The following is a 25,821-nucleotide window of genomic DNA, read 5'->3' as shown; positions in this document are numbered from 1 at the left end:
GTTTAGGCGGCCGTCACGGGAGCGCGATACTCCTGCTCGGCATCGGCGAAACGCTGGCTCATGGCACGGGAAGGCGCCTTGTCCAGCAGGCTGAACACCAGGATGGCGATGCTGGCGAACACGAAGCCCGGGATGATTTCATACAGGCCCAGCCAGCCGAACTGTTTCCAGACGATGACGGTAACGGCACCGACCAGCATGCCCGCCAGGGCGCCATTGCGGGTCATGCGCGGCCAGAGCACGGAGAAGATGACCAGGGGGCCGAAGGCGGCACCGAAGCCGGCCCAGGCGTAGCTCACCAGACCCAGCACCCGGTTGTCCGGATCCCGTGCCACCAGGATGGCCACGACGGCGATCAGCAGCACCATGGCGCGGCCGACCCAGACCAGTTCGGTCTGGCTGGCGTTCTTGCGCAGGAAGGGCTTGTAGAGATCCTCGGTGATGGCGCTGGAGCAAACCAGCAGCTGGCAGCTCAAGGTACTCATGACGGCGGCCAGGATGGCGGAGAGCAGCACACCGGCTATCCAGGGGTTGAACAGGATCTTGGAGAGCTCGATGAAGACCCGCTCCGGGTTGGCGCTCACGCCGGCTGCCTGCTCGGGGAAGCTGGCGAAGTAGGAGAGGCCGAAGAAGCCGACGCCGACGGCGCCGCCGAGGCAGAGCACCATCCAGGTCATGCTGATGCGACGGGCGTTGACCATGGTCTGGTGGGATCCGGCCGCCATGAAGCGGGCCAGGATGTGGGGCTGGCCGAAGTAGCCCAGACCCCAGGCCATCAGGGAGACGATGGCGATCACGTCCAGGTTCCTGAACATGTCCAGATGGCTGGCGTTGTTGGCCGCAATCTCCACCATGGCGCTGTCGACGCCACCGACGGCGATGATGACAAACACCGGGGTCAGGATCAGGGCGAAGATCATCAGGGTCGCCTGCACCGTATCGGTCCAGCTCACCGCGAGGAAGCCGCCGAAGAAGGTGTAGGTGATGGTGGCGGCGGCGCCGATCCAGAGGGCGGTGTCATAGTCGATGCCAAAGGTGCTCTCGAACAGGCGGGCACCGGCCACCACGCCGGAGGCGCAGTAGATGGTGAAGAACAGCAGGATCACCAGGGCGGAGAGGATGCGCAGCACCCGGCTCTTGTCCTCGAAGCGGTAGGTGAAGTAGTCCGGCAGGGTCAGGGCGTTGTTGTTGCGCTCGGTGTGGATCCGCAGACGACCGGCCACCAGACGCCAGTTGAAGTAGGCGCCGATGATGAGGCCGATGGCGATCCAGCCTTCCGAGATGCCGCCGAGGTAGACGGCGCCAGGCAGGCCCATCAAGAGCCAGCCGCTCATGTCGGAGGCACCGGCGGAGAGGGCAGTGACCCAGCTCCCCATGCGGCGACCGCCGAGGATGTAGTCATCGAAGTTCTTGGTGGCGCGATAGGCGATGAAACCGATCAGCACCATGCCCAATATGTACACCAAGAAGGTGATTAACATAGGCGTGCTAGCTGTCATGCAATACTCCCTTATGTGACTCAGGGGCCCGTTCTATGGACGAACCCTCCTTAAAAAAACGCCCTAGCTTAATCAGCCGATCCCCTCTTCTCAACTGTTTTTAACAATTAAAAAACAGTTGGAAAACGTTTTTCATCTAATTAACTGACCAGTCAGGGGTTTCAAAACCAGATATTGTGCTGCGACTCACAGCAAAAAGCCCCCGCCGTGGCAGGGGCTGGGGAGAGGCCGGCTCATGGCAGCCGGATCCCCTGCAGGGCGAAGTCCCGTATTCGCCTCAACGATTGATGGCCAAAGGCATGCCGGTGCGCTGCTCCAACGCCTGCTTGACCCGCTGGGAGTCGCTGTCGGCGTGGGCCAGGAAGCGGGTGATGGCCTGGGTCATGGGCAGCGGGGCCGGGACCTTGGAGGCCATCTCCTCCTCGGTGCGCGACAGGGGCTGGTGCACCTCCAGGTAACGGCGGCCGTCCGGCTCGACGCTGGCCTTGATGGGCTGGTTGACGAACTGGACCCGGGTGCCGACCGGTACCTTGTTGAACAGGTACTCGATGTCGTCGTTGCGCAGCCGCACGCAGCCGTGGCTCACCCGCAGGCCGATGCCGAAGTTGGCATTGGTGCCATGGATGGCATAAAGGTTGCCGATATAGAGCGCAAACAGCCCCATGGGGTTGTCCGGCCCGGCCGGCCAGACCGCGGGCAGGGTCTCGCCGCGCGCCGCGTACTCCTTGTGCACCTTGGCGGTGGGGGTCCAGGTCGGGTTGGCCCTCTTGCGCTGCACGCTGGTGACCCAGTCTTCCGGGGTGTCGGTGCCGAGCTGGCCGATGCCGATAGGCAGCACTTCCACCACCTGCTGCCCCTTGGGATAGTAATAGAGGCGCATCTCGGCCACGTTGATGACGATGCCCTCCCGGGGCGCATCCGGCAGGATCAGCTGATGGGGAATGGTCAGGGTGCTGCCGGGGCGCGGCAGGAAGGGATCCACCCCGGGATTGGCCTCCATCAGGTTGGTGAGGCCGAGCTGATACTTGGCGGCGATATCTTCCAGGGTACCCTTGCCCTCGGGCACCTGATATTGGACGTTTTCGCCCACCAGTCGGCTGTTGGCCGCCGGCAGCGGGTATTCCAGGGCCCAACTCGGCGCGCTGGTGACGATCAGGCCAAGCAGCAGGCTGGCCAGGGAGAAACGAAGGCTGTTCATAAATGTCCTGTGATGATGACTGAACCCCGGCGGGCACGGGCCGCGCCGACCGCCTTAAACGGCCCGCTATTCTTCTTCGCGGCGGCTAAAAGTTCAACTGGCAAATCCACGGCGTCTCAGGCGCGCTCGCGCAAGTGCTCGCGCACCGGCAGGGATCCCTGCAACCCGCGCAGATCGTAACCGGTCGGTGTCTGGTGCAGCCGCAGGAAGAAGGCGCCAATCACCGCAAACAGGTGATCGAAGATGTCGGCCTGGATCCCCTCGTACTCGGCCCAGGCCGTGGTCGAGGTGAAGCAGTAGATCTCCAGCGGGATGCCGTCGGAAGTGGGCGCCAACTGGCGCACCATCAGCGTCATGTCCTTGCGAATGGCGGGATGGGCCTGCAGGTAGGCCTGCAGGTAGGCGCGAAAGGTGCCGAGGTTGGTGAGGTGACGGCCATTGATGGGGCAGCTGATGGCGTCGCTCTGCTGCTGGTTGTAGGCGCTCAGCTCCTGCTCCTTGCGGCTCAGATAGGGCGCCAGCAACTGCGCCTGCTTGAGCTGCCGCTGCTCGTCCACCGTCAGGAAGCGGACGCTGGTCATGTCGATGTTGATGCTGCGCTTGATGCGGCGCCCCCCCGCCTCCGTCATCCCCTGCCAGTTCTTGAAGGAGTCGGAGATGAGGGCATAGGTGGGGATGGTGGTGATGGTCTTGTCCCAGTTGGAGACCTTGACCGTGGTGAGGCCGATGTCGGTCACCTCGCCATCGGCGCCATACTTGTCCATCTGCAACCAGTCGCCGACGTTGAGCATGCTGTTGGCGGAGAGCTGGATCCCCGCCACCAGGCCGAGGATGGGATCCTTGAACACCAGCATCAGCACCGCCGTCATGGCCCCCAGGCCGCTGAACAGTATGATGGGGGACTTGCCCATCAGCAGGGCCAGCATCACTATGCCGACCAGGATGCTGCCCATCAGCTTGACCCCCTGGAAGATGCCCCGCAGGGGCAGCGTCTTGCCCACGGGGGCGCGGCGGCTGATGAAGAGCACGCAATCGAGCACGCAGAAGCTGGCCAGCAGCAGGAACAGCAGGATCCAGAGCTGGGCCACCGTCTCGATCAGGTGCAGGCTCTCGCTGTAGCCCGCCAGCCAGATCTCGGCCTGGGCCAGCAACACGGCACCCTGCAGGGCGAAGGCGAAGCGGTTGAACATCTTCTGCTGCAACTGGGGCGGCAGCCAGACCTGCAACCAGCGCCCCAGCTGCCGGGTCAGGGCCACCAGCACATAGCGGTGCAACACCAGGTGCAGCACCAGAGAGGTGAGCAGGATGAATCCGATGGCGATCACCAGCGCCATCAGGCTGGTCACCTCCACCCCCTGCCCGGTCAACCAGGCGAAAAATGCCTCTCTCATGGCTTCAGCTCCTCTCATGCAACGAGTCGGTCAGACTACGGATCTGCCGTCATATGTCAAACCCGCCCAGTGCTCAAACGACAGCGCCCGCCCAGGGCCGGCGCTGCGTATCAGGCGGGGGCGTCTCAGCCCACCAGGGCCAGGGCGTCGCGGGCGATCACCAGCTCTTCGTTGGTGGGCATCACCAGGGCCAGGCGGCTGCCCTCTGCCGTGATGGGGCCCTCGCCACCGAGCACGGCGGCATTGTTGGCTTCCTTGTCGACCTTGAAGCCAAGCAGGGCCAGTCGTGCCAGCACCATCTCCCGCACCATGGCGGCGTTCTCGCCGATGCCGCCGGTGAACACCAGGGCGTCCAGGCGGCCATCCAGGGCGGCGGCGTAAGCGCCCACATACTTGGCAACCCGATAGGTGAAGACATCCAGCGCCCGTTTGGCACCGGCGTCGGTGGCGTAGTTGGACGTGACATAGCGGCAATCGCTGCTCGCCTCTGTCATGCCCAGCAGGCCGGATTCGCGGGTCAGCACACGGTTGATCTCGTCCACCTCGTAGCCCAGCTGATCGTGCATGAAGAAGACCACGGCGGGGTCTATGTCGCCGCTGCGGGTGCCCATGGCCAGCCCTTCCAGCGGGGTCAGCCCCATGGAGGTGTCGACGGACTCGCCATTTCTGATGGCGCAGACGGAGGCGCCGTTGCCCAGGTGGCAGTTGATGATGTTGAGTTCATTCAACGGCTTGCCCAGCGCCTTTGCGGTCTCTTCGGCGATGAAGCGGTGGGAGGTGCCGTGGGCGCCGTAGCGACGGATGCCGTGCTCCTTGTAGAGGGGATAGGGCAGCGCGTAGAGATAGGCCTCCTCGGGCAGGGTCTGGTGGAAGGCGGTATCGAACACGGCCACGTTCTTGTCGGCCAGGGCCGGGAACACCTTCAAGGCGGCGCGAATGCCGATGAGGTGGGCCGGGTTGTGCAGGGGGGCGAACGGAATGGCGGCCTCGATGCCGGCGATCACCGTCTCATCGATGCGCACCGAGCGGGAGAACTGCTCGCCACCGTGGACGATGCGATGGCCGATGGCCACCAGCTGCTCGGCCAGGGCGGGATCCTGGGGCAGGATCTGGCCCACGATATGGTCGAGGGCGGCCTGGTGAGCGGCACCCGCGCCCAGCATGGCCTCCCCCTTGACCCCGTGGAGTTTCCATTTGATGCGGGCATCATCCAGATTGAAGCATTCGGCCAGGCCGGACAGCATGTCCTCACCCGTTGTGGCATCCATGACGGCAAATTTCAGGGAAGAGCTACCGCAGTTAAGGATCAGTACCAACTTGCTCATGTTCTACATCTTCCTGTGGGCCGGCGTCACGCCGGACAGTATGGTGTCATCCGCGAGGGATGGGATTTCCCCTGCCGGGGGCGTATGGCCGCCTCTGGCGACCAAGTCTTTGATTCCTTTGCCGGGATGCCGGGGCCCCGCTAGGGCAGCAGCAGATCCCTGTGTACCTTGACCACCAGCTTCCTGACGGCGCCGGGTTCGTCCGGGGTACAGAGCGGGCGGTGCAGCTCGCCGGGCCAGAAGATGGCGAAATCCCCCGGCTGCAACGCCAGGTAGCTGGTCTGTTCATGGTCGACAAACCAGAGATCCGGATAGGGGTGACTCGCCCCCTCCTGCCGATATTGATGGGGCCCCACCCCGATCCACTCCCGGCCGCGCAGCAGCAGCTGGATGTCGAGGTATTGCTCATGGAACTCGCCGCGGCGATCGCGGGCGGGCTCCGTCATCTCTTCGCTCACCAGGGTGAACAGGCGCAGGCCATCGACGTTCGCCTTGCCAAGGGGCGCGGCCAGCCAGTGGTCGACGCTGATCACCACCTCTTTCATGATGCGCGCCAACGGGGCGGGCAAGGGGGTACGATCCAGGGTCTCGAGATTGCCGGTGATCATGGCCGTCACTCCTTTTGCTGCATCTGGTCAGCATCTTTGTCCACAAACGAAAAAGGACCGCAAAGGGTCCTTGTCATGACTGCCTGCACTCCTTGCAAGCAGTTTGCTCACGGCCTGCAACAGCGGCCGGGCCCACACTGTTACACACTCTGCGGGCCCTTGCCAAGGCATGGGAGATCAGGCGATGAGGAAACGTACCATCTGAAACAATATTATTCACCAGGGGGGGACATCGCACTTTGACCGGGCGCAAAAACGGGAGCCTGAGCTCCCGTTTTTTCATCCCGCGCTGAATCAGCGCACCTTGCCGGCGTTCTCCACCGGCTTGGCATACATGGCGCGCCAGATGGCCTTGTGCTCCTCGGGCACCTCGGACTGGCGGGTCAGGAACGCCGCCTGCTCCAGGGTGTTGGCCCGATCGGGCACATCCGCCGCCAGATAGTTGCCGGGGAAGAGGCGATAGTTGCCCCAGACCGCCTTGTCGATCAGCGCCGCCAGCTGGTCGGGATCCTCGAAGCCGTCGCGGATGGGGGCGCCGAAGGCCACGTGGACCCGCCCCTTCTGGCCGACGATGCCGGCCACTATGCTCTCGATATCCTCGAACTCGCCCTTCTCGTAGCTGCCGTTGACCGACTTCTCGTAGAGCTCCCGCGCCTTGGCCTTGTCGGTGGGATCCAGCTCGTAGCTGATGCTCACCGGCACTATGTTGAGGCTGCGCATGTAGTCGGCGAACGGGATCTTCTGCTTCTTGCCGTCCACGTAGAACATCTTGAGGATGGCGGGATCCGTCTTGTCATCCCCGTCCTTGGCGCGCCCTTCCCGCTGGGCGATCCAGATGGAGTGCCCCTGGTGCACCGACTGGCCTATGTAGGCAGACAGCTCGCCCAGCGCCTTCATCATCTCCCGCGGCCCCTTGGCGGAGCGCTTGACGATGAAGCTCTTGTTGAGCTTCATCAGCTCGGTGGCGCAGGGTTTGCGCAGCAGGTTGTCGCCGATGGCGATGCGCACCGTCTCGAAGCCGTGGGTATGCAGCCCCCAGTTGACGAAGGCGGGATCCATGGCGATGTCCCTGTGGTTGGAGACAAACAGGTAGCCCTGGCCCTGCTGGAGCTGCTCGATGCCGGAGAAGGTCACCCCCTTGGTGGAGGTGGCAATCATGCGGGACATGTAGCGGGTCACCCCCATCTGCACCTGGTGCACAGTGGTCACATGGCGCCATTTTCTGCGCAGGAAGTAACGGATCAGCGGGCGCAGCGCCCAGCCGAACACGCTCATCAGGGCACCGAAACGGTACTTGGCGATGGCGCCGATAAACTCGTCGTCCTGGATGAGGCGCTCGATGGCGGCGGGAACTTCATCGTCGTGATAGGGGCGAATGTCTGCGAATCTGTCTACTTCTGTCACCGGGTCTGCCTTGCTTGAGAGAGAGGCTGGCCGACGGGTCGGCCAAAATTCAGGGCGCAATTTTACACGCTTTTACCCCGAGGACTATGCCACAACGGTCGATATGAGATCTGACCAGCATCAAGAGAGCAGGGATGAGGCGAAAAAGAGGCCCAATCGATAACGGCGCCCCGGGCCGGATCGAGCATGGCTGTCACTCAGTTCAGGGCTCCAGGCAGGCAAGGCGCCTCACGCCCGGGCCAGGGACCAGGCCACCGCCGCCTCGGCGTGGATGGCGGTGGTGTCATAGAGGGGCACGGCGGCGCTGGCGTCCCCCAGCAGCAGCGCTATCTCGGTGCAGCCGAGGATCACGGCTTGCGCCCCCGCCGCGGCCAGATCGGCGATGATGGCCAGGTACTCGGCCCGGGACGGCTCGCGGATCTGCCCGAGACAGAGTTCGTCATAGATGATGCGATGCACCCGCTCCCGCGCGGCGTCGCCGGGTACCAGCACCTCCAGCCCGAATCCCGCCTCCAGGCGCCCCTTGTAAAAATCCTGCTCCATGGTGAAGCGGGTGCCGAGCAAGCCCACCCGGGTCACCCCGTCGGCTTGCAGGCGGCGGGCGGTGGCATCGGCGATATGGATGAGCGGAATGTCGATGGCGGCGGCAATCTCGGGGGCCACCTTGTGCATGGTGTTGGTGGCGATCAGCAGGCACTGGGCACCACCGGCTTGCAGCTTGCGCGCCTCGCTGGCCAGCAGGCGCGCGGTGGCGGGCCAGTCACCGGCGTGTTGCAGCCGCTCTATCTCGGCAAAATCCACGCTATTGAGCAGCACCCGCGCCGAGTGTAGGCCGCCAAGCTCTGCCCGCACACCCCGGTTGAGGGCCTGATAGTAGCTGACGGTGGACTCCCAGCTCATGCCCCCCAGCAGACCGATACATTTCATAACCCCTCCTTTATTGCGGGCACTGAGCCCCGCGGACAAAAAAGGCCCCGCAGGGCCAACAAGACAGACGGCAAGGTGCAGGCACCTAAATCCAGATCATCAGCACGCAGGCGGCCGTGGCCAGCCCCATGCCAAGATTGAAGCGACGCCAGCCCCTGGCGGTGCGGATGAGGCGGCGCACCTGGGCGCCGAACAGTACCCAAAAGGCGCCGGTGTAGAGGCCGGTCACGAAGAAGATGCCGAGCACCCAGCTGGCGGAGGGCCAGTAGCCCTCCCCCGCCAGGGTGAAGCCGCTGATGGCGGAGAGGGCCATCATCCACGCCTTGGGGTTGAGCAGCTGCAACAGGGCCCCCTGATGGGCCGGGATCAGAGGCCGGTTGCCCTCGGCCGGGCCGCTGGCGTTGGCCACCTTCCAGGCCAGCCAGAGCAGGTAGGCCGAGCCCGCCAGCTTGAGGCCGTCGTGCAGCAGCGGCACCTGCTCGAACATCACCCCGAGCCCCAGCGCCGTGGCCAGGATCATCAGATTGATCCCCCCCACCACCCCCACCAGCAGGGGCAGGGAGCGGCGAAAGCCCTGGGCGGCCCCGGCGCTGGTGAGCAGCATGTTGTTGGGGCCCGGCGTGCCACAGGTGATGAGGGCAAAGCCCGCCAGGGGAAGCAACCAGTTCAGATCCATCTCAACCTCTTGGTAATACAGGGCGCCAACGATGCGGCAAGCCTCCTAATATGCAGAGCCTGTGCCGTGACGACAAGGCCGGCAATGCATTTTCTTTGCATGAATAATCAGGCAGTCATTAATACCAGAGCATCACCACACACAGGGCGGTGAGCGCCCCCAGGCTGCCATTGAGACGGCGCCAGCCCCGATCCGAGTTGATCCAGCGGCTGAGCTGATGGCCGAACAAGGCCCAGGCGAAGCAGACCGGCAGCCCGGCCATGGGGAAGACGGCCATGATGCCCCCCATGCTCGGCCAGTAGTCGCTGCCCGGCAGGCTGAACAGGCTGATGGCGGAGATCCCCATCATCCAGGCCTTGGGGTTGAGGAATTGAAAGCCCAGCCCCTCCAGCAGGGTCAGCGGGCGCGAGCGCCTCGCCGGATCGCCGGGGGCACCGGCCACGGCGATGCGCCAGGCCAGCCAGAGCAGATAGAGGCTGCCCAGCACCTGCAGGCTCAGCTTGAGCAGGGGCCAGCGCTCGAACATGGGATAAAAGCCCAGCGCCAGCACCAGCTGCAACACCGGCTGGCCCGCCGTCACCCCGACCAGGTGCGGCACCGTGCGGCGCACCCCGAAGTTGGCGCCGGACGCCGTCAACATGAGATTGTTGGGGCCCGGAGTGCCGCAGGTGAGCAGGGCGAAACCAAACAGGGTGGCATACCATTCGATCGTCATCTTGTGACTCCTTCCTTGTCACATTGTATCGATACAATGTGCCATTCTTGATTGTCGTTGTGGGAGATTTCACGCTATATTGGCCACAACTTTGGATCAATGGATTTATTGTCACCATGACAATCTGGACCCCGGACCTCACCCCCTTCGATGGCCCCCTCTACCTCAAGCTGGTCAAGGCCATCGAGCAGGCCATCGACGACGGCGCCCTGCCTCCCCTCACCCGGCTGCCGACCATGCGGGCGCTGGCAGACAGGCTGGGGGTCACCGTCGGCACCATCACCCGCGCCTATGGCGAGGCGGAGCGGCGCGGCCTGCTGGCCGCCAAGGTGGGTCACGGCACCTGGGTCAAGGGGGCGGGCACGGATCCCGCCAACGAGTGGGTGATCCGCAAGGAGGAGGGGCACCGCATCGAGTTGTGGCAGAACCTGCCGGTACAGCTGGACAGGGCCGCCATCATTCGCCCCATGCTGACCGAGGTGGCGGACGGGGACCTCAATGCCCTGCTCGGCTATGACAAGGAGGCGGGCCAGCCCGGCCAGCGCCAGCTGTTCATCAACTGGCTGGCCGAACAGGGGGTGGCAGGGAGCGAGGATCGCCTGCTGTTCAGCCATGGCGCCCAGCACGGCATCATGCTCTCCCTGATGGCGACCGGCTGCGTGGGGGAGACGCTACTGTGCGAGGGGCTCAGCTATCCCGGCATGCTGGGCAATGCCCGCCAGCTGAAGAATCAGGTGGTGGGGCTGGCGATGGACGAGGAGGGGCTGATCCCCGATGCCCTGGAGGCGGCCTGCCGCAGCCGCCGCGCCAAGCTGATCTACCTCACCCCCACCTTGCAAAACCCCACCACGGCCACCATGAGCCAGGGCAGGCGCGAGGCCGTCGTCGCCATCGCCCGCCGCCACGATCTGCTGATCATCGAAGATGACGTCAACGGCCTGCTGCCCAGCACCCCGGTGGCGCCCCTGGTGAACCTGGCGCCGGAGCGGGTCATCTACCTCGGCAGCCTGGCCAAGATCGCCTGCGGCGGCCTGCGGGTCGGCTTCGTGCTGGCGCCCTCTCCCCTGCGCAACGCCTTCGCCCAGGCGATGCGGCTGTCGAGCTGGATGGTGAGCCCGCTCCTGATCGAGCTGGCCTGCAAGCTGGTGAGCCAGCACCAGATCATGCCGCTGGTGGAGCAGCAGCGGCGGATCCTGACCCGGCGCGGCGAGCTGCTGCGCCACCTGCTGCCCGGGGCCCGCTGGCAGGAAGGCTCCATGCACGCCTGGCTGCCGCTGCCCGAGCCCTGGCGCAGCCAGGAGTTCGCCGAGGCCGCCAACGCCCAGGGGGTGGGGGTGGCGAGCGGAGAGCACTTCGCCGCCGGCCAGTTCGCCGCCCCGCAAGGGGTACGGCTGAGCCTGAGCCAACCCGCCACCGACGCCCGCGTCGCCGAGGGGCTGGAGCGGCTGGCCGGCTTGCTGCGCGGCTCCCCCCCCACCAATCCCCTGCTGTAACGGCCGCGGGTCGATGAAAAAAGGGTTGGCCATGGGCCAACCCTTTTTCGTCCTGCCTCGCCTGTCAGCCGATGCCCCGCAGCAAGATGCTGGCGATGAGCAGCGGCGCCACCAGCCGCCAGCACCAGAGCAGGGCAAAACGGGCCAGGGGCGGCGCCCCTTGCGGCAGCATCTTGTCCCCCAGGCGCCAGCCCAGCAGCAGGGTCAGCACCAGGCCGAACAGCGGCATCATCAGGTTGGAGGTAAGGTAGTCGAGCAGCTCGAACAGGGTCTTGCCAAACAGGGTCGCCTCGGACCAGATCCCGAAGGAGAGGCTGACCGGCACCCCGGTCGCCATGATGAGCAGGGTCAGCACCCGGCAGGCGCCACGGCGCGACCAGCCCCACTCCTCGCAGGCGAAGCGCACCAGGTGTTCCAGCATGGAGATGGAGGAGGAGAGCGCCGCCACCACCAGCAGCAGGAAGAAGATCAGGGCCAGCCCCTGGCCGAAGGGGAGCTGGTTGAACACGGCGGGCATGGTCATGAAGGTGAGGCCGGGGCCCGCGCTCGGATCTATGCCGGTCGAGGCCAGAGCCGGGAAGATCATCAGCCCCGCCAGCACCGAGATCAGGCTCGCCAGCGTCACCACCCAGACCCCGGAGCGCAGCACGCCCTGGCTGCTGGGCAGGTAGGCGCCATAGGTGGTGTGCACCCCAAGACCGATGGAGAGGGAGAAGAAGGCCAGCCCCAGGGCATCGAGCACGCTCTGGCCGCTCAGCTGACTGAAGTCCGGCAGCAGCAGCTGACGCACCCCGGCCATGGCGCCCGGCAGGGAGAGCCCCACCCCCACCAGCAGCAGCATCATGACGAACAGGGCGGGCATCATCCAGCGCAGCGCCCGCTCCACCCCCTTCTGGATCCCCCCCTGCACGAACCACCAGGTCAGGCCCGCGAACAGCAGATGGGTCAGGGCTGGCCACCAGGGGTCGCTCACATAGCCGGTGAAGAGGGCGGTCAGGGCATCCCCCTGGCTCAGGTTGAGGCGCCCCATGGCGGCGAAGCCCACGTAGCCCAGGGTCCAGCCCCCCACCACGCTGTAGAAGCTGTAGATGCAAAAGCCGCACAGAATGCCCATGTAGCCCATCCAGCGCCAATTAGGCCCCACCAGCCTCTTGAAGGCCCCGAGCACCCCGCGCTGGCTCTGGCTGCCGAGCAGGGTCTCCCCCACCAGCACCGCCACCCCCAGGGTGAAGCTGAACAGCAGAAACAGCAGCAGGAAGGCGCCACCGCCATTGGTGGCGGTCACATACGGAAACTTCCAGATGGCACCGAGGCCGATCGCCGTGCCGGCGGCGGCCAGCACATGACCGAGACGAGAAGACCACTGCACCTGGCTCATACCAACTCCCTTGAGGACAACATGATTGACTCCATGATGGACGCACGAAAAGGGCCGCCTCGCGGCGACCCTGCAACAAGATCCGGCTCCTCAGCCCGCCCAGGACGGCCTCGTATGGACACAACTGGAACGACTGCATAGCGCGGGGCCCATGCCATGGCATAGGGCCCGGAAAACGAGTGGGCGACAGCCTAAACCATGGCAAGGCAAGTTGACAGATCCTGTCGAACATTCTCGGCAAAATCAGTTGAAAAATCCCGATTTCTCACTCAAGGCAGGGTTTGATCGAGTCGGCGCCGTCACCGCTCGCCGTTTCTGCGGCCGGCACACTGGCCGCATCCAAGCCCTCACCCCAGGCCGCGGATCAGGATGCCGCCGATGAGCAGGGGCGCCAGCCAGCGCCACCCTCCCAGCAGCAGCCCCTGCCAGGGCTGGCCCAGCCCCCGGGGCAGGATGGTGCGGCCCAGCCGCCACCCCAGCAGCAGGGTGAGACCGAGACCGAACAGCGGCATCATCAGGTTGGAGGTGACAAAATCGAGCAGCTCGAAGATGTTCTTGCCAAACAGGGTCACCCCGGACCAGGGGCCGAACGAGAGGCTGACCGGTATGCCCCCCGCCATCACCAGGGCGATGATCAGGGTGCAGCTGCTGCGCCGCCGCCAGCCCCAGCTCTCGCCGACGAAGCATTGCAGGTGCTCGAGCAGGGAGATGGCCGAGGAGAGCGCCGCCACCACCAGCAGGGCGAAGAAGAGGCTGGCCAGCCCCTGGCCGAAGGGGAGCTGCTGGAACACCGCCGGCATGGTCATGAAGGTGAGCCCGGGCCCGGCGGTGGGATCTATGCCGGTCGCCGCCAGCACGGGGAAGATCATCAGCCCCGCCAGCACGGCGATCAGGCTGGCCAGCAGCACCACCCAGAGGCTGGAGCGCCCCACCCCTTCGCTGGAAGGCAGGTAGGCGCCATAGGTGGTGTGGATGCCAAGGCCGATGGAGAGGGAGAAGAAGGCCAGCCCCAGGGCATCGAGCACCCCCTCCATGCCGAGCTTGTCAAAATCCGGCAGCAGGAAGTGGCGCACCCCGGCCATGGCGCCGGGCAAAGTCAATCCGACGACGGCGAGCAGCAGCATCATCACCAGCAGGCTCGGCATCATCCAGCGCAGGGTGCGCTCCACCCCCTTCTGCACCCCGCCCTGCACGCAGCACCAGGCGAGGGCCGCGAACGCCAGGTGAGAGAGCACGGGCCAGAGGGGATCCGCCACATAGTCGTTGAAGCGGGCGGTGAGGGCGGCGCCATCACCGCTGTTGAGGCTGCCGGACAGAGCCATGGCGGTGTAGCCCAGGGTCCAGCCCCCCACCACACTGTAGAAGCAGAAGATAAGCAGGCTGCACAGCAGGCCCATGGCGCCGAGCCAGCGCCAGCGCGGGCCCGCCAGGCTGGCCATGGCCCCCACCACTCCGCGGCGGCTCAGGCTGCCGAGCAGGGTCTCTCCCATCAGCACCGCCACCCCCAGGGTGAAACTGAACAGCAGGAACACCAGCAGGAAGGCCCCCCCGCCGTTGGCGGCCGTCACATAGGGAAACTTCCAGATGGCGCCGAGGCCGACTGCCGATCCCGCGGCGGCGAGGATATAGCCGAGCCGGGATGACCATTGGGACTGCTGCATATGAACTCCGGGGTCAGGGCCAGGGCCTGGGATGCCGCTGGCGAAAAGCGGCGGCCAGAGTAAGGGAGGGGCTGCGCAATCACAACGATGAAATCTGGCATTAATGCGGAATAATTGGCAGGAATCACCAATAAATCTCCACTTTAAAGACAATGATGCCAACAATAAAAACCGGAGCAAAGATGCTCCGGTTTTGATGCAGGATAAGCGGGCCGGCCGGCTCAGATCACCCCGAGCTCCCGCAGCCGCTCCATCAGGTAGCTGTGGGCGGTGTGACGCTCCGAGAGCACCACGTCCGGGCGCGGATGCAGGAACAGCGGCAGTGAGATGCGGGATTTGCTGGCGCTGCCGCCGGTCGGGTTGATGACTCTGTGGGTGGTGGAGGGGTAGTAACCGGCGGAGGCCTCCTGCAGCATGTCGCCGATGTTGATGATGAGGGTGCCAAAGTCGCAGGGCACGTCCATCCACTCCCCGTCGGCTCCCTTCACCTGCAGGCCCGGCTCGTTGGCGGCGGGCAGTATGGTCAGCAGGTTGATGTCCTCATGGGCGGCGGCCCGAATGGCGCCCGGCGCCTCGGTGCCGTCGAACGGCGGGTAGTGCAGCACCCGCAGCAGGGTCTTCTGGCTCTCTTCGATCATGGAGGAGAGCGGGCAGCTGTAGTTGGCGGCGATATCGCTCGGGGTGTACTGCTCGACCCAACCCAGCAGCTCGGCGGCCAGGTTGTTGGCCAGCTGGTAGTACTCCATGGCCTGGGCCCTCAGCTCTTCCGGCATCTGACCCCAGGGGTAGAGGTGGAAATACTCCTTGATGTCCTTCTGGCTGTGGCCCTTGGCCACCTCGGACACCGACGGCGGGAAGTAGCCGTCCTGGGTCTCCCGGTTGAACAGAAAATCCTGCTTGCGTTCGCTCATGAAGAAGCGATACCAGTTGTCGTAGATCCCCTGTACCAGCTCCTTGGGAATGGGGTGATGGGTCAGCACACCGAAGCCGGTGGTGCGCAGGGATTCGGTGAAGCGTTGGGCGGCATCGGGGGCCCGGTAGTCGACGGTCAGGACTTTCATGTGCGTTGTTGCATGGCTGTTAAAAAGTGGCCGCAAGTTTACCCTCATGCCGCTCGCAAGAGAAGCCTTGCCCGCCATCTCGTCGCCACGCCCTGGCCGTGCCGGGACAGACGCCGTGCCGGGGCAGACGCAGCCCCTTGTCCCCGGGCCTGCCGACTCCTAGAATGCGCATCCCACCACACACCGCCGTCTGCGACACCGCAAGGAGTGCAACCATGATGACAACCACGGGATCACGAGCCGTCCTGCTCACCCTCTGCCTGCTGCTGGGGGGCTGCAGCAGCCTCTCCCGGGAGGAGTGCGCCGCCATGAGCTGGTACAACCTGGGCTTTGCCGACGGCGAACAGGGCAAGGCGCCGGATGCGGGCAAGGGGTACGCCGAGCGCTGCGGCGAACACGGGATAGCGGCGGATCTGGGGGAGTGGCAGCGAGGCTACCAGAAGGGACTTGAGCTCTACTGCATCCCGGAACTCGCCTATCGCAAGGGGCGCAACGGGGAGGAGTATCAGGGGGTCTGCCCCCATGACGAGACCTTCCTGCGCCAGTTCGAGCGTGGCCAGCGGGAGTATCAGCTCGCCGCCCGCCTCGACGAGCTGGCCCAGGCCATCGGCCAGAATGAGCGGGAGATACGCCAGCTCGAGCAGCTGATCCGCAATGAGGACGACAGCGCCAGGCGCGACGGCTATCGCTATCAGAGGGAGCGGGCCCTGCGCCGCGATGCGGCCTTGCGCCGGGAGTACAACCGCCTGCGCTATCCCCCCAGGGTCATAGAGTTCAAGCTGTAGCCAGCCCCAGAAAAAGAGGCCGATGATGCACCATGGGCCTCTCTGATCAGAGGGATCAGAGTACCCAGCGTGCCAGCCCCAGGGCGATGCCATCCTCGTTGTGATCCGCCGTGACCTTGTGGGCCATCCCCTGGATCTGTTGGGCCGCATTGCCCATGGCCACCGCCAGCCCGACCCGCTCGAACATGCTGATGTCGTTGTTGTTGTCGCCAAACGCCACCACCTGCTCCAGGGGGATCCCCTCCCCCGCCGCCCACTGGGCGAGCCGGTTGCCCTTGCTGCAACCGGGTTTCACCAGCTCGACCGCATAGGGCGCCGCCCAATCCTGGGTGAAGGGCAGCGATCCCACCACCCGGCTGACGAAGTCGTGCAGCCGGGCCGGCTCCTGACCAAACAGCTCCAGCTTCCACACCTGGGGCTGGGCCAGCAGGTCGGCGCAGGTCTGGGGCAGCAACTGCACCCTGTGCTGCCGCGCCGCATTGGCCGACCAGTCGCGGATCCGGGTGACATAGGGCTCGCAGCCGATGTGGCCTATGCCGTGGGAGAGGTGGGCCAGGGCCTCGATCTCCTCCTCGGCCATGGCGGCCAGCAGGTGGCTCAGGGGCGCGCTGGCCAGGGGATCGCCGCAGAGGATCCTGTCCCCTGCGGGGTCGTAGAGATAGGCGCCGTTGCTGCAGATGATGGGGGTATCCAGCCCCAGATCATGGTGGAAGGGGCGCGCCGTCATGAAGTGGCGACCCGTCACCAGCAGCACCTTGATGCCACGGGATCTGGCCTCGGCCAGCGCCGCCCTGGTCGCACTGGAGATCCTGTGATCCCGGGTCAACAAGGTGCCATCCATGTCCAGAGCGATCGCCTTGTACTGCGTCATATCCCCTCCCATCTGCTGAGCCACGAAGGGGATAAATTCCCAGACTCCCGACCCCGATGCAAGCCTCATCCCGCCTGGGTCGCCCATTCTGTGATCTGCCTGCGCCTGTCGGCCCGGCGGCGCAGGGCATAAAATCCCAGGGCGCAGAGCAGGCCGGCCCCCGCCGCCAGATAGAAGGGCCACTGGTTGCCCGCCAGCAGCGCCAGGCTGCCCAGCACCACGGCGAGGATCTCGCTGCCCACCGCGATGCCGCGATACAGCCCCATGGCCTGCCCTTGCTGGCTGGCATGGCTGCGGTTGGAGATGGCCACCGAGGTCGCCAGCTCCCCCAGGCTCATGCCGATGCCGGCGGGAATGAAGGTGAGCGCCAACCCCCACCACTGGCTCGGCAGGATGAACATCAGCATGCCCGCCGCCATCACCAGATGACCGACGATGCCAAGGGTGCTGCCGCGCCAGTGGCGGGCCAACCGGCTCCCCAACCAGGATCCCAGCATCATGGGCACGCTCACCAGCACGGCCCCCTGGGCCAGCTGCACCGGATCCCAGGCCAGCTCGTCCACCAGCCAGACATTGAAGTAGCTGAAATAGAGCTGCACGGCGCCGTAGCTTACCAGGGTGAGGGCGAAGTAGGGCAGCAGAGCGGGGACCCGCAGCAGGGCGCGGCTCGACAGGCGGGGCGTCTCGCTCGCCTGCGGCAGCGGGGGGCGATTTGGCAACAACCAGAGGGCGAGCAGCAGGTTGGCCACCGTCATCCCTACCGCCAGCCAGGCCGCCATGCTGTAATCTCCCGAGATGACGGCGGCATAGCCCCCTATCATGGGGCCCAGCACCCAGCCCAGGTTCATGCCGATGTTGATCATGGCGAAGTTGTGGGCCTTGCTCTTGGGGGTGCTCATGTCCGCCGCCATCGCCTGCACGATGGCGATATTGCCGTTGAAGAAGCCCTCCAGCACCCGGCTAAGCAGCAACAGCGGCAGGGAGCGCCAGGCGATCCCCAGCGCCATCAAGGCATAGCCTGCCAAGACGCCGACCAGGCAGATGGTCAGTATGGGCTTGCGACCATGGCGATCCGACAGCCTGCCAAGCCAGGGGGCTCCCAGCAGCTGAAACAGGGGATAGAGCCCCATCACGACGCCGAGCCACACCTTGCGGCTCCAGTCCGAGGCGTCGGGGGTCAGCATGCCCTGGCCGGGATCCAGCATCAGGGGCGCCAGCACCGGAGAGGGCAGGCTGAAGCCCGCCACCGCCAGGGTCACCGTCATCACCAATACCCACAGACTCGCCTTGTCTTTGCGGCTCTCCATTGCACTCACCATTATGTAAAGTTAAAAGTTTATTTATACTGGTGAGCGGCGGCTATTTTGTAAAGTTAATTGTTGATTTAAATCATCCGCCTGCCCATAATTCCCATCAGGCGCAGCAATCGGGGATGCCATGAACGCCAGCACCGACCAGATACTTCACCGGCTCGAGATGCCGTGGATCCCCCAGGGCGCCACCGCTGCCGGCGAGCGCCGCCCGATAACCCGATGCCGATAAGCAGAGCCACAACATGAACGCCAGCACCGACCGGATGCTTCACCTGCTCGAGATGCCGTGGATCCCCCAGGGCGCCGCCGCTGTCGACGAGCGCCGCCCGATAACCCGATGCCGATAAGCAGAGCCACAACATGAACGCCAGCACCGACAAGATACTCCATCTGCTCAAGACCCAAGGCCCCCAGAGCGCCGCCGCCCTGGGGGAGCAGCTTCAGATGACGTCCATGGGGGCCCGCCAGCACCTGCACGCCATGGAGGCCGACGGCTGGGTGAGCTTTCGGGATGAGGCCAGGGGCCGGGGCCGACCGAGCCGGCTCTGGCAGCTGACCGAGCAGGCCTGGCAACGCTTCCCCGATGGCCACGGCGAGCTGACCCTGCGCCTGATTGAAACCGTGCAGCAGCTGTTTGGAGAGAGTGGACTGGACAAGGTGATCGCCGAGCGGGAGCAACAGCAGCTGGGGCGCTACCGGGCAGAGCTGGCCGGCCTGCCTCTGGCGCAGCGAGTGGGCGCACTGGCCGTCTTGCGCACCCGGGAAGGCTATATGGCCGAGGCACGCCAGGAGGAGGATGGCAGCTGGCTGCTGTGGGAGAGCCACTGCCCCATCTGCGTGGCGGCACGGGGCTGTCAGGGGTTTTGTCGAAGCGAGCTGGCCATCTTCGCCGAGCTGCTGGCCCCGGCCCGGGTCGAACGGGAGGAGTACCTGCTCAGCGGCGATCACCGCTGCCTCTATCGCATCCGCCCGCCCCATCCAGCAGCCGCAGCCTGAGCCGGGTTCCGGCACGCAAAAAGCAACAAAGCAGGCGCCGGGAGGCCTGCTTTGTTGCTTTTTACGGACCGGTAAGCCCGTATCTGTCGGTCATGGCCCGATAAGGCGTGACGTCTCGTGGTGCTAGGAGTCCGGTTGAACTCGTCGCCTCAGGGGCTGGATGCTGCCGCTGCCTGACCACCGTTTGATGAGTTCATAGTACCGAAGCCGCCCGGGAGAGTGGTTGCGAAGATCCTGTTCTTTTCGGTTGTTTTTGCAATGACTCACCCTTAACCTATGAAAATACAATCAAACATTGCGACAAGGTGGCAAAGCATGCTGAAACTGGATCGTATCGACCGCCATATTCTGGAGTTGATGCAGGAGAATGGCCGCATCAGCAACCTGGAACTGGCCGAACTGGTCGGCCTCTCCCCCTCTCCCTGCTCGCGCCGGGTCAAGGCGCTGGAGGATGCGGGACTCATCGATACCCATGTCACCCTGCTCAACGCCCGCCAGCTGGGGCTCACCCTCACCGCCTACATCCACATCTCCATGGACAGGCATACCCCGGAGCGATTCGAGAACTTCGATACCGCCATCTCCGCCCTGCCCGAGGTGCTCGAGTGCGACCTGATCACCGGCAACGATGCCGACTACCAGCTCAAGGTGGTGGTGCGGGACATGGAGCACTACCAGCACTTCCTGCTGGACAAGCTGACCCATATTCCCGGGGTGACCGGGGTGAGATCCAGCTTCGTGCTGCGCCGCATCAAGCACAAGACGGCACTCCCCCTCAATCACCTCGGCTGAGGGCCGGGGCTTGACGGAAACGACAAGAGGAGGCCATGGCCTCCTCTTTTTCATCGTGCCTGCCTGCGCTGGCGGTCAGGTCGCGACCGTGCTGACGTCCTCGACCTGCAACAACCAGCCTTCCGCCTCCTGACGCGGGGCACCGCTCAGCAGCAGCCGCTCATCGGGGGCGGCCACCCGCCCCTGGGGCAACTCCACCAGCAGGCTGTCGGAGCCGGTATCGAACAGCCAGCGCCCCTCACCAAGGGATTCAATCAAGTAGCCTTCCATCTCGACCTGGGACTGGGCATGCCAGAGCGGCTCTACCGGATCCCGGCTCTCGATGAAATCCGCCTGCACGCCGAAACTGGCTAGCCCCCATAAGATGGAGAGCCCGACCCAATGTTGCATATTTGGTACTCCTCTTGCGGGACTGTGAAACCAGTATGGGAAGAGAAAACTGAGTGCACCATGAACAGTCGGGCAAACTGCTGGCGGGATCGCGAAAAAAACCGACCAGGGCGGTCGGTTTCGTCATTTTGTGATGAGGATCTCCCCTCATTTGGTGGCTTCCTCTGCCGTGGCAGCCTTCCCTGGCTTATTCATCCACATGGCCACCCCATGATGATGGTCACAGATCCCCTGCTCGCGCACCGCCTTGACCCGGGTACCATCCTTGCAGGTGGCGCGCCAGGCGTCGGCATCCTCTATCTCCAGCGGGCGGGCATGCTGGCCCGAGCCGCCACAGGCCACCAGCAAGAGCCCCAGCAAGGGGGCCAGTCGGCTTGTTGCTTTCATCCATGATCTCCTCAGGTTGCCGGATGGGCTTCAGCGACCCAGCTGGCGCGAGATGCGATCGCACAGCCCCTTGAGCTGGGTCAGCTCAGCATCGTTCAAGTCCACCTGATTGCGCAAGTTGTCGGCCAGGCAGCAGGCGCGCACCTCGGCCTGCAAGGCTCGCCCCGCGTCGGTCAGCACCACGCATTTTTGCCGCTCGTCTTCCGTCGACACCATGCGGGTGAGCCAGCCCTTGCTCTCCAGCCGCTTGACGATGGGGGTCAGGGTGCCTGCATCCAGCCCGGTATCCTGGCCAATCTGCTTGAGGTTGACCCCGTCTTCGGCCCAGAGGGAGAGCATCACCAGATATTGGGTGTAGGTGAGATCCAGCCGATCCAGCAGGGGCCTGTATGCACGCATCACCGCATTGGCGGCGCTGTAGAGGGCAAAACAGACCTGCTTCTTCAATTCGCTCATGGCACTACCTCGCTGACTGGGGGGCCAGTATACCCAAGATTAATCACCACCCAAATAATTTGCACACAAAGTAGTTGTCAAAAGCGTGCCACGACATTAGCCTGAATTTACTTTGCACACAAACAATAGTGAGACGCCATCATCATGAAGAGCCTCTATCGCACCCAGGCGCTGGCCCAGGCCGGTCGCAACGGGGAAGTCCACACCCAGGACGGCACCCTGCAACTGGCCCTGGCCCTGCCTGCCGCCCTCGGCGGCAACGGCCAAGGCAACAACCCGGAACAATTGCTGGCGGCCGGGTATGCCGCCTGCTTCTCCAACGCCCTGCTGCATGTGGCCAAGGCTATGGGCACGCCCCTTGCCAGCGCCCCCGTCGCCACCACGGTCGATCTGCTGGCTCGCGCCGATGGCACCTTCACCTTCGCCATCCTGCTGGAGGTGACGCTGGCCGGGGAGCTCGCCGAGCAAATCGTGCGCCAGGCCCACCAGACCTGCCCCTTCGCCAATGCCATGCGGGGCAATGTCGCCACCCGCCTGCTGCTCAACGGCCGCCTGCTGGAGGAAACCAAATGAGCCAGATCAGCCACCAGATCCACCTGCTGCGCTACCCCAACGGCCTGCCCAGCCCGAGCGATTTCACCCTGGCCGAGGTGGCCCTGCCTCCTCTGAACGATGGGGAGGTTGAGGTCAGCAACCAGTGGTTGTCGGTGGATCCCTACATGCGGGGTCGCATGTCCCAGGCCAAGAGCTATGTGCCACCCTTCGCCCTCAACAGCGCCCTCGACGGCGGCGCCGTCGGTACCGTGCTCGCCTCCCGCCATCCGGACTTTGCCATCGGCGACAAGGTCAGCAGCATGCAGGGCTGGCGCGATCGCTTCATCGCCCCTGGCGCCGCCCTCACCCGCTTGCCGCAAAGCTCGCTGCCGCCCCAGCGCTTCCTCGGCGCCCTCGGCATGCCGGGCATGACCGCCTGGGTCGGCCTGCACAAGATAGCCCGCCTGCAGGCCGGTGAAACCGTGCTGGTCTCCGCCGCCTCGGGGGCCGTGGGATCCATGGTGGTGCAGCTGGCCAAGCTGGCCGGCGCCCGCGTCATCGGCTCCACCGGCTCGGCCGACAAGATAGCCGCCCTCGAAGCCCTGGGCATAGATGGGGTGATCAACTACAAGACGACCCAGGATCTGGCCGGTGAACTGGCGCGCCTGGCCCCCGAGGGGATCCATGTCTACTTCGAGAACGTGGGGGGCGCCATGCTGGAGGCCGCGCTGGATCACATGGTGGTCAACGGCCGCATCGTCATGTGCGGCCTCATCGACCAGTACAATGGCGCGGGTCAGGGGGGACCGGGCAACCTCTCCCAGATCATCCGCAAGCGCCTCACCATGCAGGGCTTGATCGTCTTCGATCACTGGCAGCACTATGGCGACTTCCTGGCCGAGGTGACGCCCGCCTTCGAACAGGGCCAGCTGCAGGCCAGCGAGACCGTCTATCAGGGACTGGCGCAGGCGCCTGCCGCCTTCATCGGCCTGTTCGAGGGGCGCAATACCGGCAAGATGCTGATCAAGCTGGATTGACAGCCTCCCCGCTGGCGGCTTGCGAAACGGGTCCACAGGTTCTAATGTGGTCCCGTTTTTCATTCAGCGAGGAACTCAAATGTCTACTCCTTATCCCGCGTCGGGGGTCGACATCAGCGTCATCCTGGTCAGGCGACCCCTTCTTTCATGCCTTCATATCAATCCACCACGAGGAATTAACATGTCTACTCCTTGCCCCCGCGTCGGGGGTCGACATCAGCGTCATCCTGGTCAGGCAACACCTTCTTTCATGCCTTCATATCAATCCACCACGAGGAATTAACATGTCTACTCCTTACCCCCGCGTCGGGGGTCGACATCAACGTCATCCTGGTCAGGCAACACCGTCTTTCATGTCTTCATATAAATAAAGCCACCACGAGGAACTAACATGTCTACTCCTTACCCCCGCGTCGGGATCGGCGTCATCCTGGTCAATCCCCGGGGACAGGTACTGATCGGCAAGCGCAAGGGGAGCCACTCCCCCTACTGGTCCATCGCCGGCGGCCACCTGGAGCTTGGCGAGAGTTTCGAGTCGGCGGCGGTGCGCGAGGTAGAGGAAGAGACCGGCTTCACCATCCACAACCCCAGGGTCGTTGCGGTGAGCAACAATCTGGAGACTTGGCGCGAGAGCGGCCTGCATTATGTCTCCGTCGCCCTGCTGGCCGAGGTGAGCGGTGAGCCCGAGCTGCGCGAGCCGGACAAGTGCGAGCAGTGGCGCTGGTGCGACCCCCGTGCCCTGCCCGAGCCCCACTTCGATGCCAGCCGCCAGGCCATCGCCTGCTGGCTCGCCGGGACCAGCTATCAGCCCGTGCAGCCGCAAGCGTCGTCATAAAAATGACATCAGGCTGTCATATCCTGACACTCCCCTTGTCACCCCCATCGTGAGCAGAGCGCCATGATCCCGGTTTTCCTCCAGTTCCTCTGGCTGGGCTGCACCAGCTTCGGTGGCCCCGCCGCCCATATCGGCTACTTCCAGCGCACCTTCGTCACGCGCCTGGGCTGGCTCAGCCAGGGCGAATTCGCCCAGTTGCTGGCCCTGTGCCAGCTGCTGCCTGGGCCCGCCTCCAGTCAGCTCGGTTTCGCCATCGGCCGCCACCGGGCGGGTCTGGGCGGGGCGCTGGCCGCCTTCGTCGGCTTCACCCTGCCCTCCTTCCTGCTGCTGCTGCTCGCCGCCCTCGGTCTCGAGCGGCTAACGGCCAACCTCTGGCTGGATGCGGCCCTGCACGGCCTCAAGCTGCTGGCCCTGGTGGTGGTGGCCGATGCGGTGCTGACCATGGCCCGCCAGTTCTGCCGGGACAGTCTCACCCAGGGGATCATGGTGGCGACCGCCGCCGCCCTCTGGTGGCAACCCGGGCTGTTCACCCAGCTGCTGATGCTGCTGGCCGGAGCCCTGATCTGCGCCCGTCAGGCCATGGCGAGCACGGCGCCCGTGCCCCCCTGGCAGGGCCCCCACTGGCCGACCCTGATCCTGTTTGCCCTGCTGTTTCTCGGCCTGCCCCTGCTGACTGCCACCGAGCCCGGCCGCCTGCTTGCCGACTTCTATCGCGCGGGCAGCCTGGTGTTTGGCGGCGGCCATGTGGTGCTGCCCCTGCTGGAGGAGAGCGCGGGCCAGACCCTTGGGGCCAGCCAGTTCCTGACCGGCTACAGTCTGGCCCAGCTGGTACCCGGCCCCATGTTTACCCTGGCCAGCTACCTCGGCGCCCTGCTGCTGCCGCAGCAGGCGCTGCTGGGGAGCCTGCTCGCCACCCTGGCCCTGTTCCTGCCCGGCTTCCTGCTGCTGTGGGCCCTTGGCCCCTGCTGGCAATCCCTGCTGGCCAGGCCCAAGCTGGCGGGCGCCGTGGCCGGCATCAATGCCGCCGTGGTCGGCCTGCTGCTGGCCGCCCTCTACCAGCCCATCTGGCAGAGCGCCGTGCTCACCCCCCGGGATCTGGCCCTCGCCGCCCTTGCCCTCTTCCTGCTGCGCGTCATCAAGCTGCCCGTGCTGGCCCTGGCCGCCCTGCTCATGGGGTGCAGCCTGCTGCTGGCCTGATGGCCCATCAAGAAGATTCAGCTCTGCTTATGGAGGGCAGAACCCGCTGCTGGCTTGATCCCATAAAGCAGCCGATGCCAGCCTTGACCGCCCTGCTGATGGGGGATAATCCACCGCTGACCTGATGGCCATGGACAAGCCCGCTAAAAAAATGGCGCCTTCCCAAGGGAAGGCGCCATGTTTCATTTCAGGGGACCTCAGGGGTCGGGTGTGGGCTCGAACTCCAGGCTCAGGCTGTTGACGCAGTAGCGCTGGCCCGTCTCGGTCGGCCCGTCGGGGAAGACATGGCCCAGATGGGAGCCGCACCCGCTGCAGGTGATCTCCACCCGTTTCATGCCGTGGCTGTTGTCCTCTGTCCAGGTCACTGTCCCCTCGATGGCCCGATCGAACGAGGGCCAGCCGCAGCCGGCGTCGAACTTGGCATCGGAATGGAACAGCACGCTCTTGCAGCAGGTGCAGAGGTAGTCACCGCTCTTGCGATTGTGCAGCAGGGCTCCGCTATAGGGCCGCTCGGTCCCTTTCTCCCAGCAGACATGGTACTGCTCCGGGGTCAGGCGCTGGCGCCAGGCCTCGGGGTTTCTTGCACTCATCCAGCCTCCGTGGCACTTGGTCGGTCACACTGTCGGTGACGGGAGCCACAGCATAACCAGCCAGCCTCACCGACTCCACCCCACACAATGTCCGGACATGCGAGTTTGTGATCCCGTCGGCAGCACGACATCGGCCCTGGGCGGTCAAAGAGCATGATGACCGCCGCCTGTAGCGCGACATCGGCCCCGGGCTGCCAGAGAGCATGATGACCGCCGCCTGTAGCGCGACATCGGCCCCCGGCTGCCAGAGAGCATGATGACAGCCACCTGTAGCACAACATCGGCCCTGGGCGGTCAAAGAG

The 25,821-nt window shown here is 64.9% G+C and carries 26 protein-coding genes; 8 read left to right on the top strand and 18 right to left on the bottom strand.

The features are described from left to right. Positions 1-2: 2 nt before the first annotated feature. The 9 genes from putP to ACW5W4_RS16180 all read right to left on the bottom strand — a co-directional run bounded on the left by putP (position 3) and on the right by ACW5W4_RS16180 (position 9,743). The gene (gene putP, locus ACW5W4_RS16220; RefSeq protein ID WP_456690076.1) at positions 3-1,499 is read right to left on the bottom strand and encodes a sodium/proline symporter PutP; all 1,497 of its coding nucleotides are present in this window, start codon (positions 1,497-1,499) and stop codon (positions 3-5) included. Positions 1,500-1,776: 277 nt separating this feature from the next. Continuing rightward, the gene (locus ACW5W4_RS16215) at positions 1,777-2,697 is read right to left on the bottom strand and encodes a L,D-transpeptidase family protein (protein WP_456690075.1); all 921 of its coding nucleotides are present in this window, start codon (positions 2,695-2,697) and stop codon (positions 1,777-1,779) included. Positions 2,698-2,813: 116 nt separating this feature from the next. After that, positions 2,814-4,088, bottom strand: coding sequence for a mechanosensitive ion channel family protein (locus ACW5W4_RS16210; protein WP_456690074.1), 1,275 nt, complete (start codon positions 4,086-4,088; stop codon positions 2,814-2,816). A gap of 125 nt (positions 4,089-4,213) precedes the next feature. After that, positions 4,214-5,413, bottom strand: a complete 1,200-nt coding sequence (locus ACW5W4_RS16205) for an acetate kinase (RefSeq protein ID WP_456690073.1) — start codon at positions 5,411-5,413, stop codon at positions 4,214-4,216. 140 nt (positions 5,414-5,553) lie between these two features. Continuing rightward, entirely contained in the window at positions 5,554-6,021 is a 468-nt protein-coding gene (locus tag ACW5W4_RS16200) for a YhcH/YjgK/YiaL family protein (protein ID WP_456690072.1), read from the bottom strand. Positions 6,022-6,315: 294 nt separating this feature from the next. Further along, positions 6,316-7,425, bottom strand: coding sequence for a 1-acyl-sn-glycerol-3-phosphate acyltransferase (locus ACW5W4_RS16195; protein ID WP_456690071.1), 1,110 nt, complete (start codon positions 7,423-7,425; stop codon positions 6,316-6,318). A 228-nt stretch (positions 7,426-7,653) separates the two neighbouring features. Further along, complete coding sequence (locus ACW5W4_RS16190) at positions 7,654-8,352, bottom strand: aspartate/glutamate racemase family protein (RefSeq protein WP_456690070.1); 699 nt, start codon at positions 8,350-8,352, stop codon at positions 7,654-7,656. 85 nt (positions 8,353-8,437) lie between these two features. Continuing rightward, the gene (locus ACW5W4_RS16185) at positions 8,438-9,028 is read right to left on the bottom strand and encodes a LysE family translocator (protein WP_456690069.1); all 591 of its coding nucleotides are present in this window, start codon (positions 9,026-9,028) and stop codon (positions 8,438-8,440) included. A gap of 118 nt (positions 9,029-9,146) precedes the next feature. After that, positions 9,147-9,743 carry a LysE family translocator gene (locus ACW5W4_RS16180; RefSeq protein WP_427260798.1) on the bottom strand — a complete coding sequence of 199 codons (597 nt, stop codon included), beginning with the start codon at positions 9,741-9,743 and terminating at the stop codon, positions 9,147-9,149. Between the two features lie 116 nt (positions 9,744-9,859). Here ACW5W4_RS16180 and ACW5W4_RS16175 point away from each other — a divergent pair, with 116 nt between their 5' ends. Further along, positions 9,860-11,236: an aminotransferase-like domain-containing protein gene (locus ACW5W4_RS16175; protein ID WP_456690068.1), complete on the top strand. Its 1,377-nt coding sequence runs from the start codon at positions 9,860-9,862 to the stop codon at positions 11,234-11,236. A gap of 64 nt (positions 11,237-11,300) precedes the next feature. Here ACW5W4_RS16175 and ACW5W4_RS16170 read toward each other — a convergent pair whose 3' ends face one another. The 3 genes from ACW5W4_RS16170 to ACW5W4_RS16160 all read right to left on the bottom strand — a co-directional run bounded on the left by ACW5W4_RS16170 (position 11,301) and on the right by ACW5W4_RS16160 (position 15,336). Beyond that, complete coding sequence (locus ACW5W4_RS16170; RefSeq protein WP_456690067.1) at positions 11,301-12,614, bottom strand: sodium-dependent transporter; 1,314 nt, start codon at positions 12,612-12,614, stop codon at positions 11,301-11,303. A 347-nt stretch (positions 12,615-12,961) separates the two neighbouring features. Beyond that, complete coding sequence (locus ACW5W4_RS16165; protein ID WP_456690066.1) at positions 12,962-14,275, bottom strand: sodium-dependent transporter; 1,314 nt, start codon at positions 14,273-14,275, stop codon at positions 12,962-12,964. 221 nt (positions 14,276-14,496) lie between these two features. Then, positions 14,497-15,336 carry an isopenicillin N synthase family dioxygenase gene (locus ACW5W4_RS16160; protein WP_456690065.1) on the bottom strand — a complete coding sequence of 280 codons (840 nt, stop codon included), beginning with the start codon at positions 15,334-15,336 and terminating at the stop codon, positions 14,497-14,499. Positions 15,337-15,551: 215 nt separating this feature from the next. Between ACW5W4_RS16160 and ACW5W4_RS16155 the strand changes: the two genes are divergently transcribed. Continuing rightward, a complete protein-coding gene (locus ACW5W4_RS16155; protein WP_456690064.1) occupies positions 15,552-16,121 on the top strand; it encodes a DUF2799 domain-containing protein in 570 nt (189 codons plus the stop codon). Positions 16,122-16,176: 55 nt separating this feature from the next. On the opposite strand, the gene ACW5W4_RS16150 is transcribed toward ACW5W4_RS16155, so the two are convergent. Further along, positions 16,177-16,992: a Cof-type HAD-IIB family hydrolase gene (locus ACW5W4_RS16150; RefSeq protein WP_456690063.1), complete on the bottom strand. Its 816-nt coding sequence runs from the start codon at positions 16,990-16,992 to the stop codon at positions 16,177-16,179. 65 nt (positions 16,993-17,057) lie between these two features. After that, on the bottom strand, positions 17,058-18,299 hold the full coding sequence (locus ACW5W4_RS16145; RefSeq protein ID WP_456690062.1) for an MFS transporter: 1,242 nt from the start codon (positions 18,297-18,299) through the stop codon (positions 17,058-17,060). Between the two features lie 366 nt (positions 18,300-18,665). On the opposite strand from ACW5W4_RS16145, the gene ACW5W4_RS16140 reads away from it, so the two are divergent. Both ACW5W4_RS16140 and ACW5W4_RS16135 read left to right on the top strand, forming a co-directional pair. After that, complete coding sequence (locus tag ACW5W4_RS16140) at positions 18,666-19,301, top strand: helix-turn-helix transcriptional regulator (protein WP_427260806.1); 636 nt, start codon at positions 18,666-18,668, stop codon at positions 19,299-19,301. 315 nt (positions 19,302-19,616) lie between these two features. Then, positions 19,617-20,093: an Lrp/AsnC family transcriptional regulator gene (locus tag ACW5W4_RS16135; RefSeq protein ID WP_041992115.1), complete on the top strand. Its 477-nt coding sequence runs from the start codon at positions 19,617-19,619 to the stop codon at positions 20,091-20,093. A gap of 75 nt (positions 20,094-20,168) precedes the next feature. On the opposite strand, the gene ACW5W4_RS16130 is transcribed toward ACW5W4_RS16135, so the two are convergent. The 3 genes from ACW5W4_RS16130 to ACW5W4_RS16120 form a co-directional block, all read right to left on the bottom strand. Continuing rightward, a complete protein-coding gene (locus tag ACW5W4_RS16130; protein ID WP_427260807.1) occupies positions 20,169-20,483 on the bottom strand; it encodes a hypothetical protein in 315 nt (104 codons plus the stop codon). A gap of 147 nt (positions 20,484-20,630) precedes the next feature. Next, positions 20,631-20,870, bottom strand: a complete 240-nt coding sequence (locus ACW5W4_RS16125) for a hypothetical protein (RefSeq protein WP_427260808.1) — start codon at positions 20,868-20,870, stop codon at positions 20,631-20,633. Positions 20,871-20,900: 30 nt separating this feature from the next. Further along, positions 20,901-21,326: a MarR family winged helix-turn-helix transcriptional regulator gene (locus ACW5W4_RS16120; protein ID WP_456690061.1), complete on the bottom strand. Its 426-nt coding sequence runs from the start codon at positions 21,324-21,326 to the stop codon at positions 20,901-20,903. Between the two features lie 144 nt (positions 21,327-21,470). On the opposite strand from ACW5W4_RS16120, the gene ACW5W4_RS16115 reads away from it, so the two are divergent. The 4 genes from ACW5W4_RS16115 (at position 21,471) to chrA (ending at position 24,929) form a co-directional block, all read left to right on the top strand. Then, complete coding sequence (locus tag ACW5W4_RS16115; RefSeq protein ID WP_456690060.1) at positions 21,471-21,899, top strand: Ohr family peroxiredoxin; 429 nt, start codon at positions 21,471-21,473, stop codon at positions 21,897-21,899. Next, complete coding sequence (locus ACW5W4_RS16110) at positions 21,896-22,897, top strand: NADP-dependent oxidoreductase (protein WP_456690059.1); 1,002 nt, start codon at positions 21,896-21,898, stop codon at positions 22,895-22,897. The genes ACW5W4_RS16115 and ACW5W4_RS16110 overlap by 4 nt, the downstream gene beginning before the upstream one ends. A 391-nt stretch (positions 22,898-23,288) precedes the next feature. Next, complete coding sequence (locus ACW5W4_RS16105; RefSeq protein ID WP_456690058.1) at positions 23,289-23,732, top strand: nucleotide triphosphate diphosphatase NUDT15; 444 nt, start codon at positions 23,289-23,291, stop codon at positions 23,730-23,732. A gap of 63 nt (positions 23,733-23,795) precedes the next feature. Continuing rightward, a complete protein-coding gene (gene chrA / locus ACW5W4_RS16100) occupies positions 23,796-24,929 on the top strand; it encodes a chromate efflux transporter (RefSeq protein ID WP_456690057.1) in 1,134 nt (377 codons plus the stop codon). 197 nt (positions 24,930-25,126) lie between these two features. Here the strand turns inward: chrA and msrB are convergent, their stop codons facing one another. After that, positions 25,127-25,519, bottom strand: a complete 393-nt coding sequence (msrB, locus tag ACW5W4_RS16095; protein ID WP_456690056.1) for a peptide-methionine (R)-S-oxide reductase MsrB — start codon at positions 25,517-25,519, stop codon at positions 25,127-25,129. Positions 25,520-25,821 lie beyond the last annotated feature (302 nt).

It is taken from the genome of Aeromonas crassostreae, from assembly GCF_054052445.1.
The sequence above is the reverse complement of the archived record's forward strand: the minus strand, read 5'-3'. Positions and strand labels throughout refer to the sequence as shown.

Coding starts and splice junctions, on each gene's coding strand:
- putP (WP_456690076.1), bottom strand. CDS start 1,499: ATGACAGCTAGCACGCCTATGTTAATCACCTTCTTGGTGTACATATTG.
- ACW5W4_RS16215 (WP_456690075.1), bottom strand. CDS start 2,697: ATGAACAGCCTTCGTTTCTCCCTGGCCAGCCTGCTGCTTGGCCTGATC.
- ACW5W4_RS16210 (WP_456690074.1), bottom strand. CDS start 4,088: ATGAGAGAGGCATTTTTCGCCTGGTTGACCGGGCAGGGGGTGGAGGTG.
- ACW5W4_RS16205 (WP_456690073.1), bottom strand. CDS start 5,413: ATGAGCAAGTTGGTACTGATCCTTAACTGCGGTAGCTCTTCCCTGAAA.
- ACW5W4_RS16200 (WP_456690072.1), bottom strand. CDS start 6,021: ATGATCACCGGCAATCTCGAGACCCTGGATCGTACCCCCTTGCCCGCC.
- ACW5W4_RS16190 (WP_456690070.1), bottom strand. CDS start 8,352: ATGAAATGTATCGGTCTGCTGGGGGGCATGAGCTGGGAGTCCACCGTC.
- ACW5W4_RS16185 (WP_456690069.1), bottom strand. CDS start 9,028: ATGGATCTGAACTGGTTGCTTCCCCTGGCGGGCTTTGCCCTCATCACC.
- ACW5W4_RS16180 (WP_427260798.1), bottom strand. CDS start 9,743: ATGACGATCGAATGGTATGCCACCCTGTTTGGTTTCGCCCTGCTCACC.
- ACW5W4_RS16175 (WP_456690068.1), top strand. CDS start 9,860: ATGACAATCTGGACCCCGGACCTCACCCCCTTCGATGGCCCCCTCTAC.
- ACW5W4_RS16170 (WP_456690067.1), bottom strand. CDS start 12,614: ATGAGCCAGGTGCAGTGGTCTTCTCGTCTCGGTCATGTGCTGGCCGCC.
- ACW5W4_RS16165 (WP_456690066.1), bottom strand. CDS start 14,275: ATGCAGCAGTCCCAATGGTCATCCCGGCTCGGCTATATCCTCGCCGCC.
- ACW5W4_RS16160 (WP_456690065.1), bottom strand. CDS start 15,336: ATGAAAGTCCTGACCGTCGACTACCGGGCCCCCGATGCCGCCCAACGC.
- ACW5W4_RS16155 (WP_456690064.1), top strand. CDS start 15,552: ATGATGACAACCACGGGATCACGAGCCGTCCTGCTCACCCTCTGCCTG.
- ACW5W4_RS16150 (WP_456690063.1), bottom strand. CDS start 16,992: ATGACGCAGTACAAGGCGATCGCTCTGGACATGGATGGCACCTTGTTG.
- ACW5W4_RS16145 (WP_456690062.1), bottom strand. CDS start 18,299: ATGGAGAGCCGCAAAGACAAGGCGAGTCTGTGGGTATTGGTGATGACG.
- ACW5W4_RS16140 (WP_427260806.1), top strand. CDS start 18,666: ATGAACGCCAGCACCGACAAGATACTCCATCTGCTCAAGACCCAAGGC.
- ACW5W4_RS16135 (WP_041992115.1), top strand. CDS start 19,617: ATGCTGAAACTGGATCGTATCGACCGCCATATTCTGGAGTTGATGCAG.
- ACW5W4_RS16130 (WP_427260807.1), bottom strand. CDS start 20,483: ATGCAACATTGGGTCGGGCTCTCCATCTTATGGGGGCTAGCCAGTTTC.
- ACW5W4_RS16125 (WP_427260808.1), bottom strand. CDS start 20,870: ATGAAAGCAACAAGCCGACTGGCCCCCTTGCTGGGGCTCTTGCTGGTG.
- ACW5W4_RS16120 (WP_456690061.1), bottom strand. CDS start 21,326: ATGAGCGAATTGAAGAAGCAGGTCTGTTTTGCCCTCTACAGCGCCGCC.
- ACW5W4_RS16115 (WP_456690060.1), top strand. CDS start 21,471: ATGAAGAGCCTCTATCGCACCCAGGCGCTGGCCCAGGCCGGTCGCAAC.
- ACW5W4_RS16110 (WP_456690059.1), top strand. CDS start 21,896: ATGAGCCAGATCAGCCACCAGATCCACCTGCTGCGCTACCCCAACGGC.
- ACW5W4_RS16105 (WP_456690058.1), top strand. CDS start 23,289: ATGTCTACTCCTTACCCCCGCGTCGGGATCGGCGTCATCCTGGTCAAT.
- chrA (WP_456690057.1), top strand. CDS start 23,796: ATGATCCCGGTTTTCCTCCAGTTCCTCTGGCTGGGCTGCACCAGCTTC.
- msrB (WP_456690056.1), bottom strand. CDS start 25,519: ATGAGTGCAAGAAACCCCGAGGCCTGGCGCCAGCGCCTGACCCCGGAG.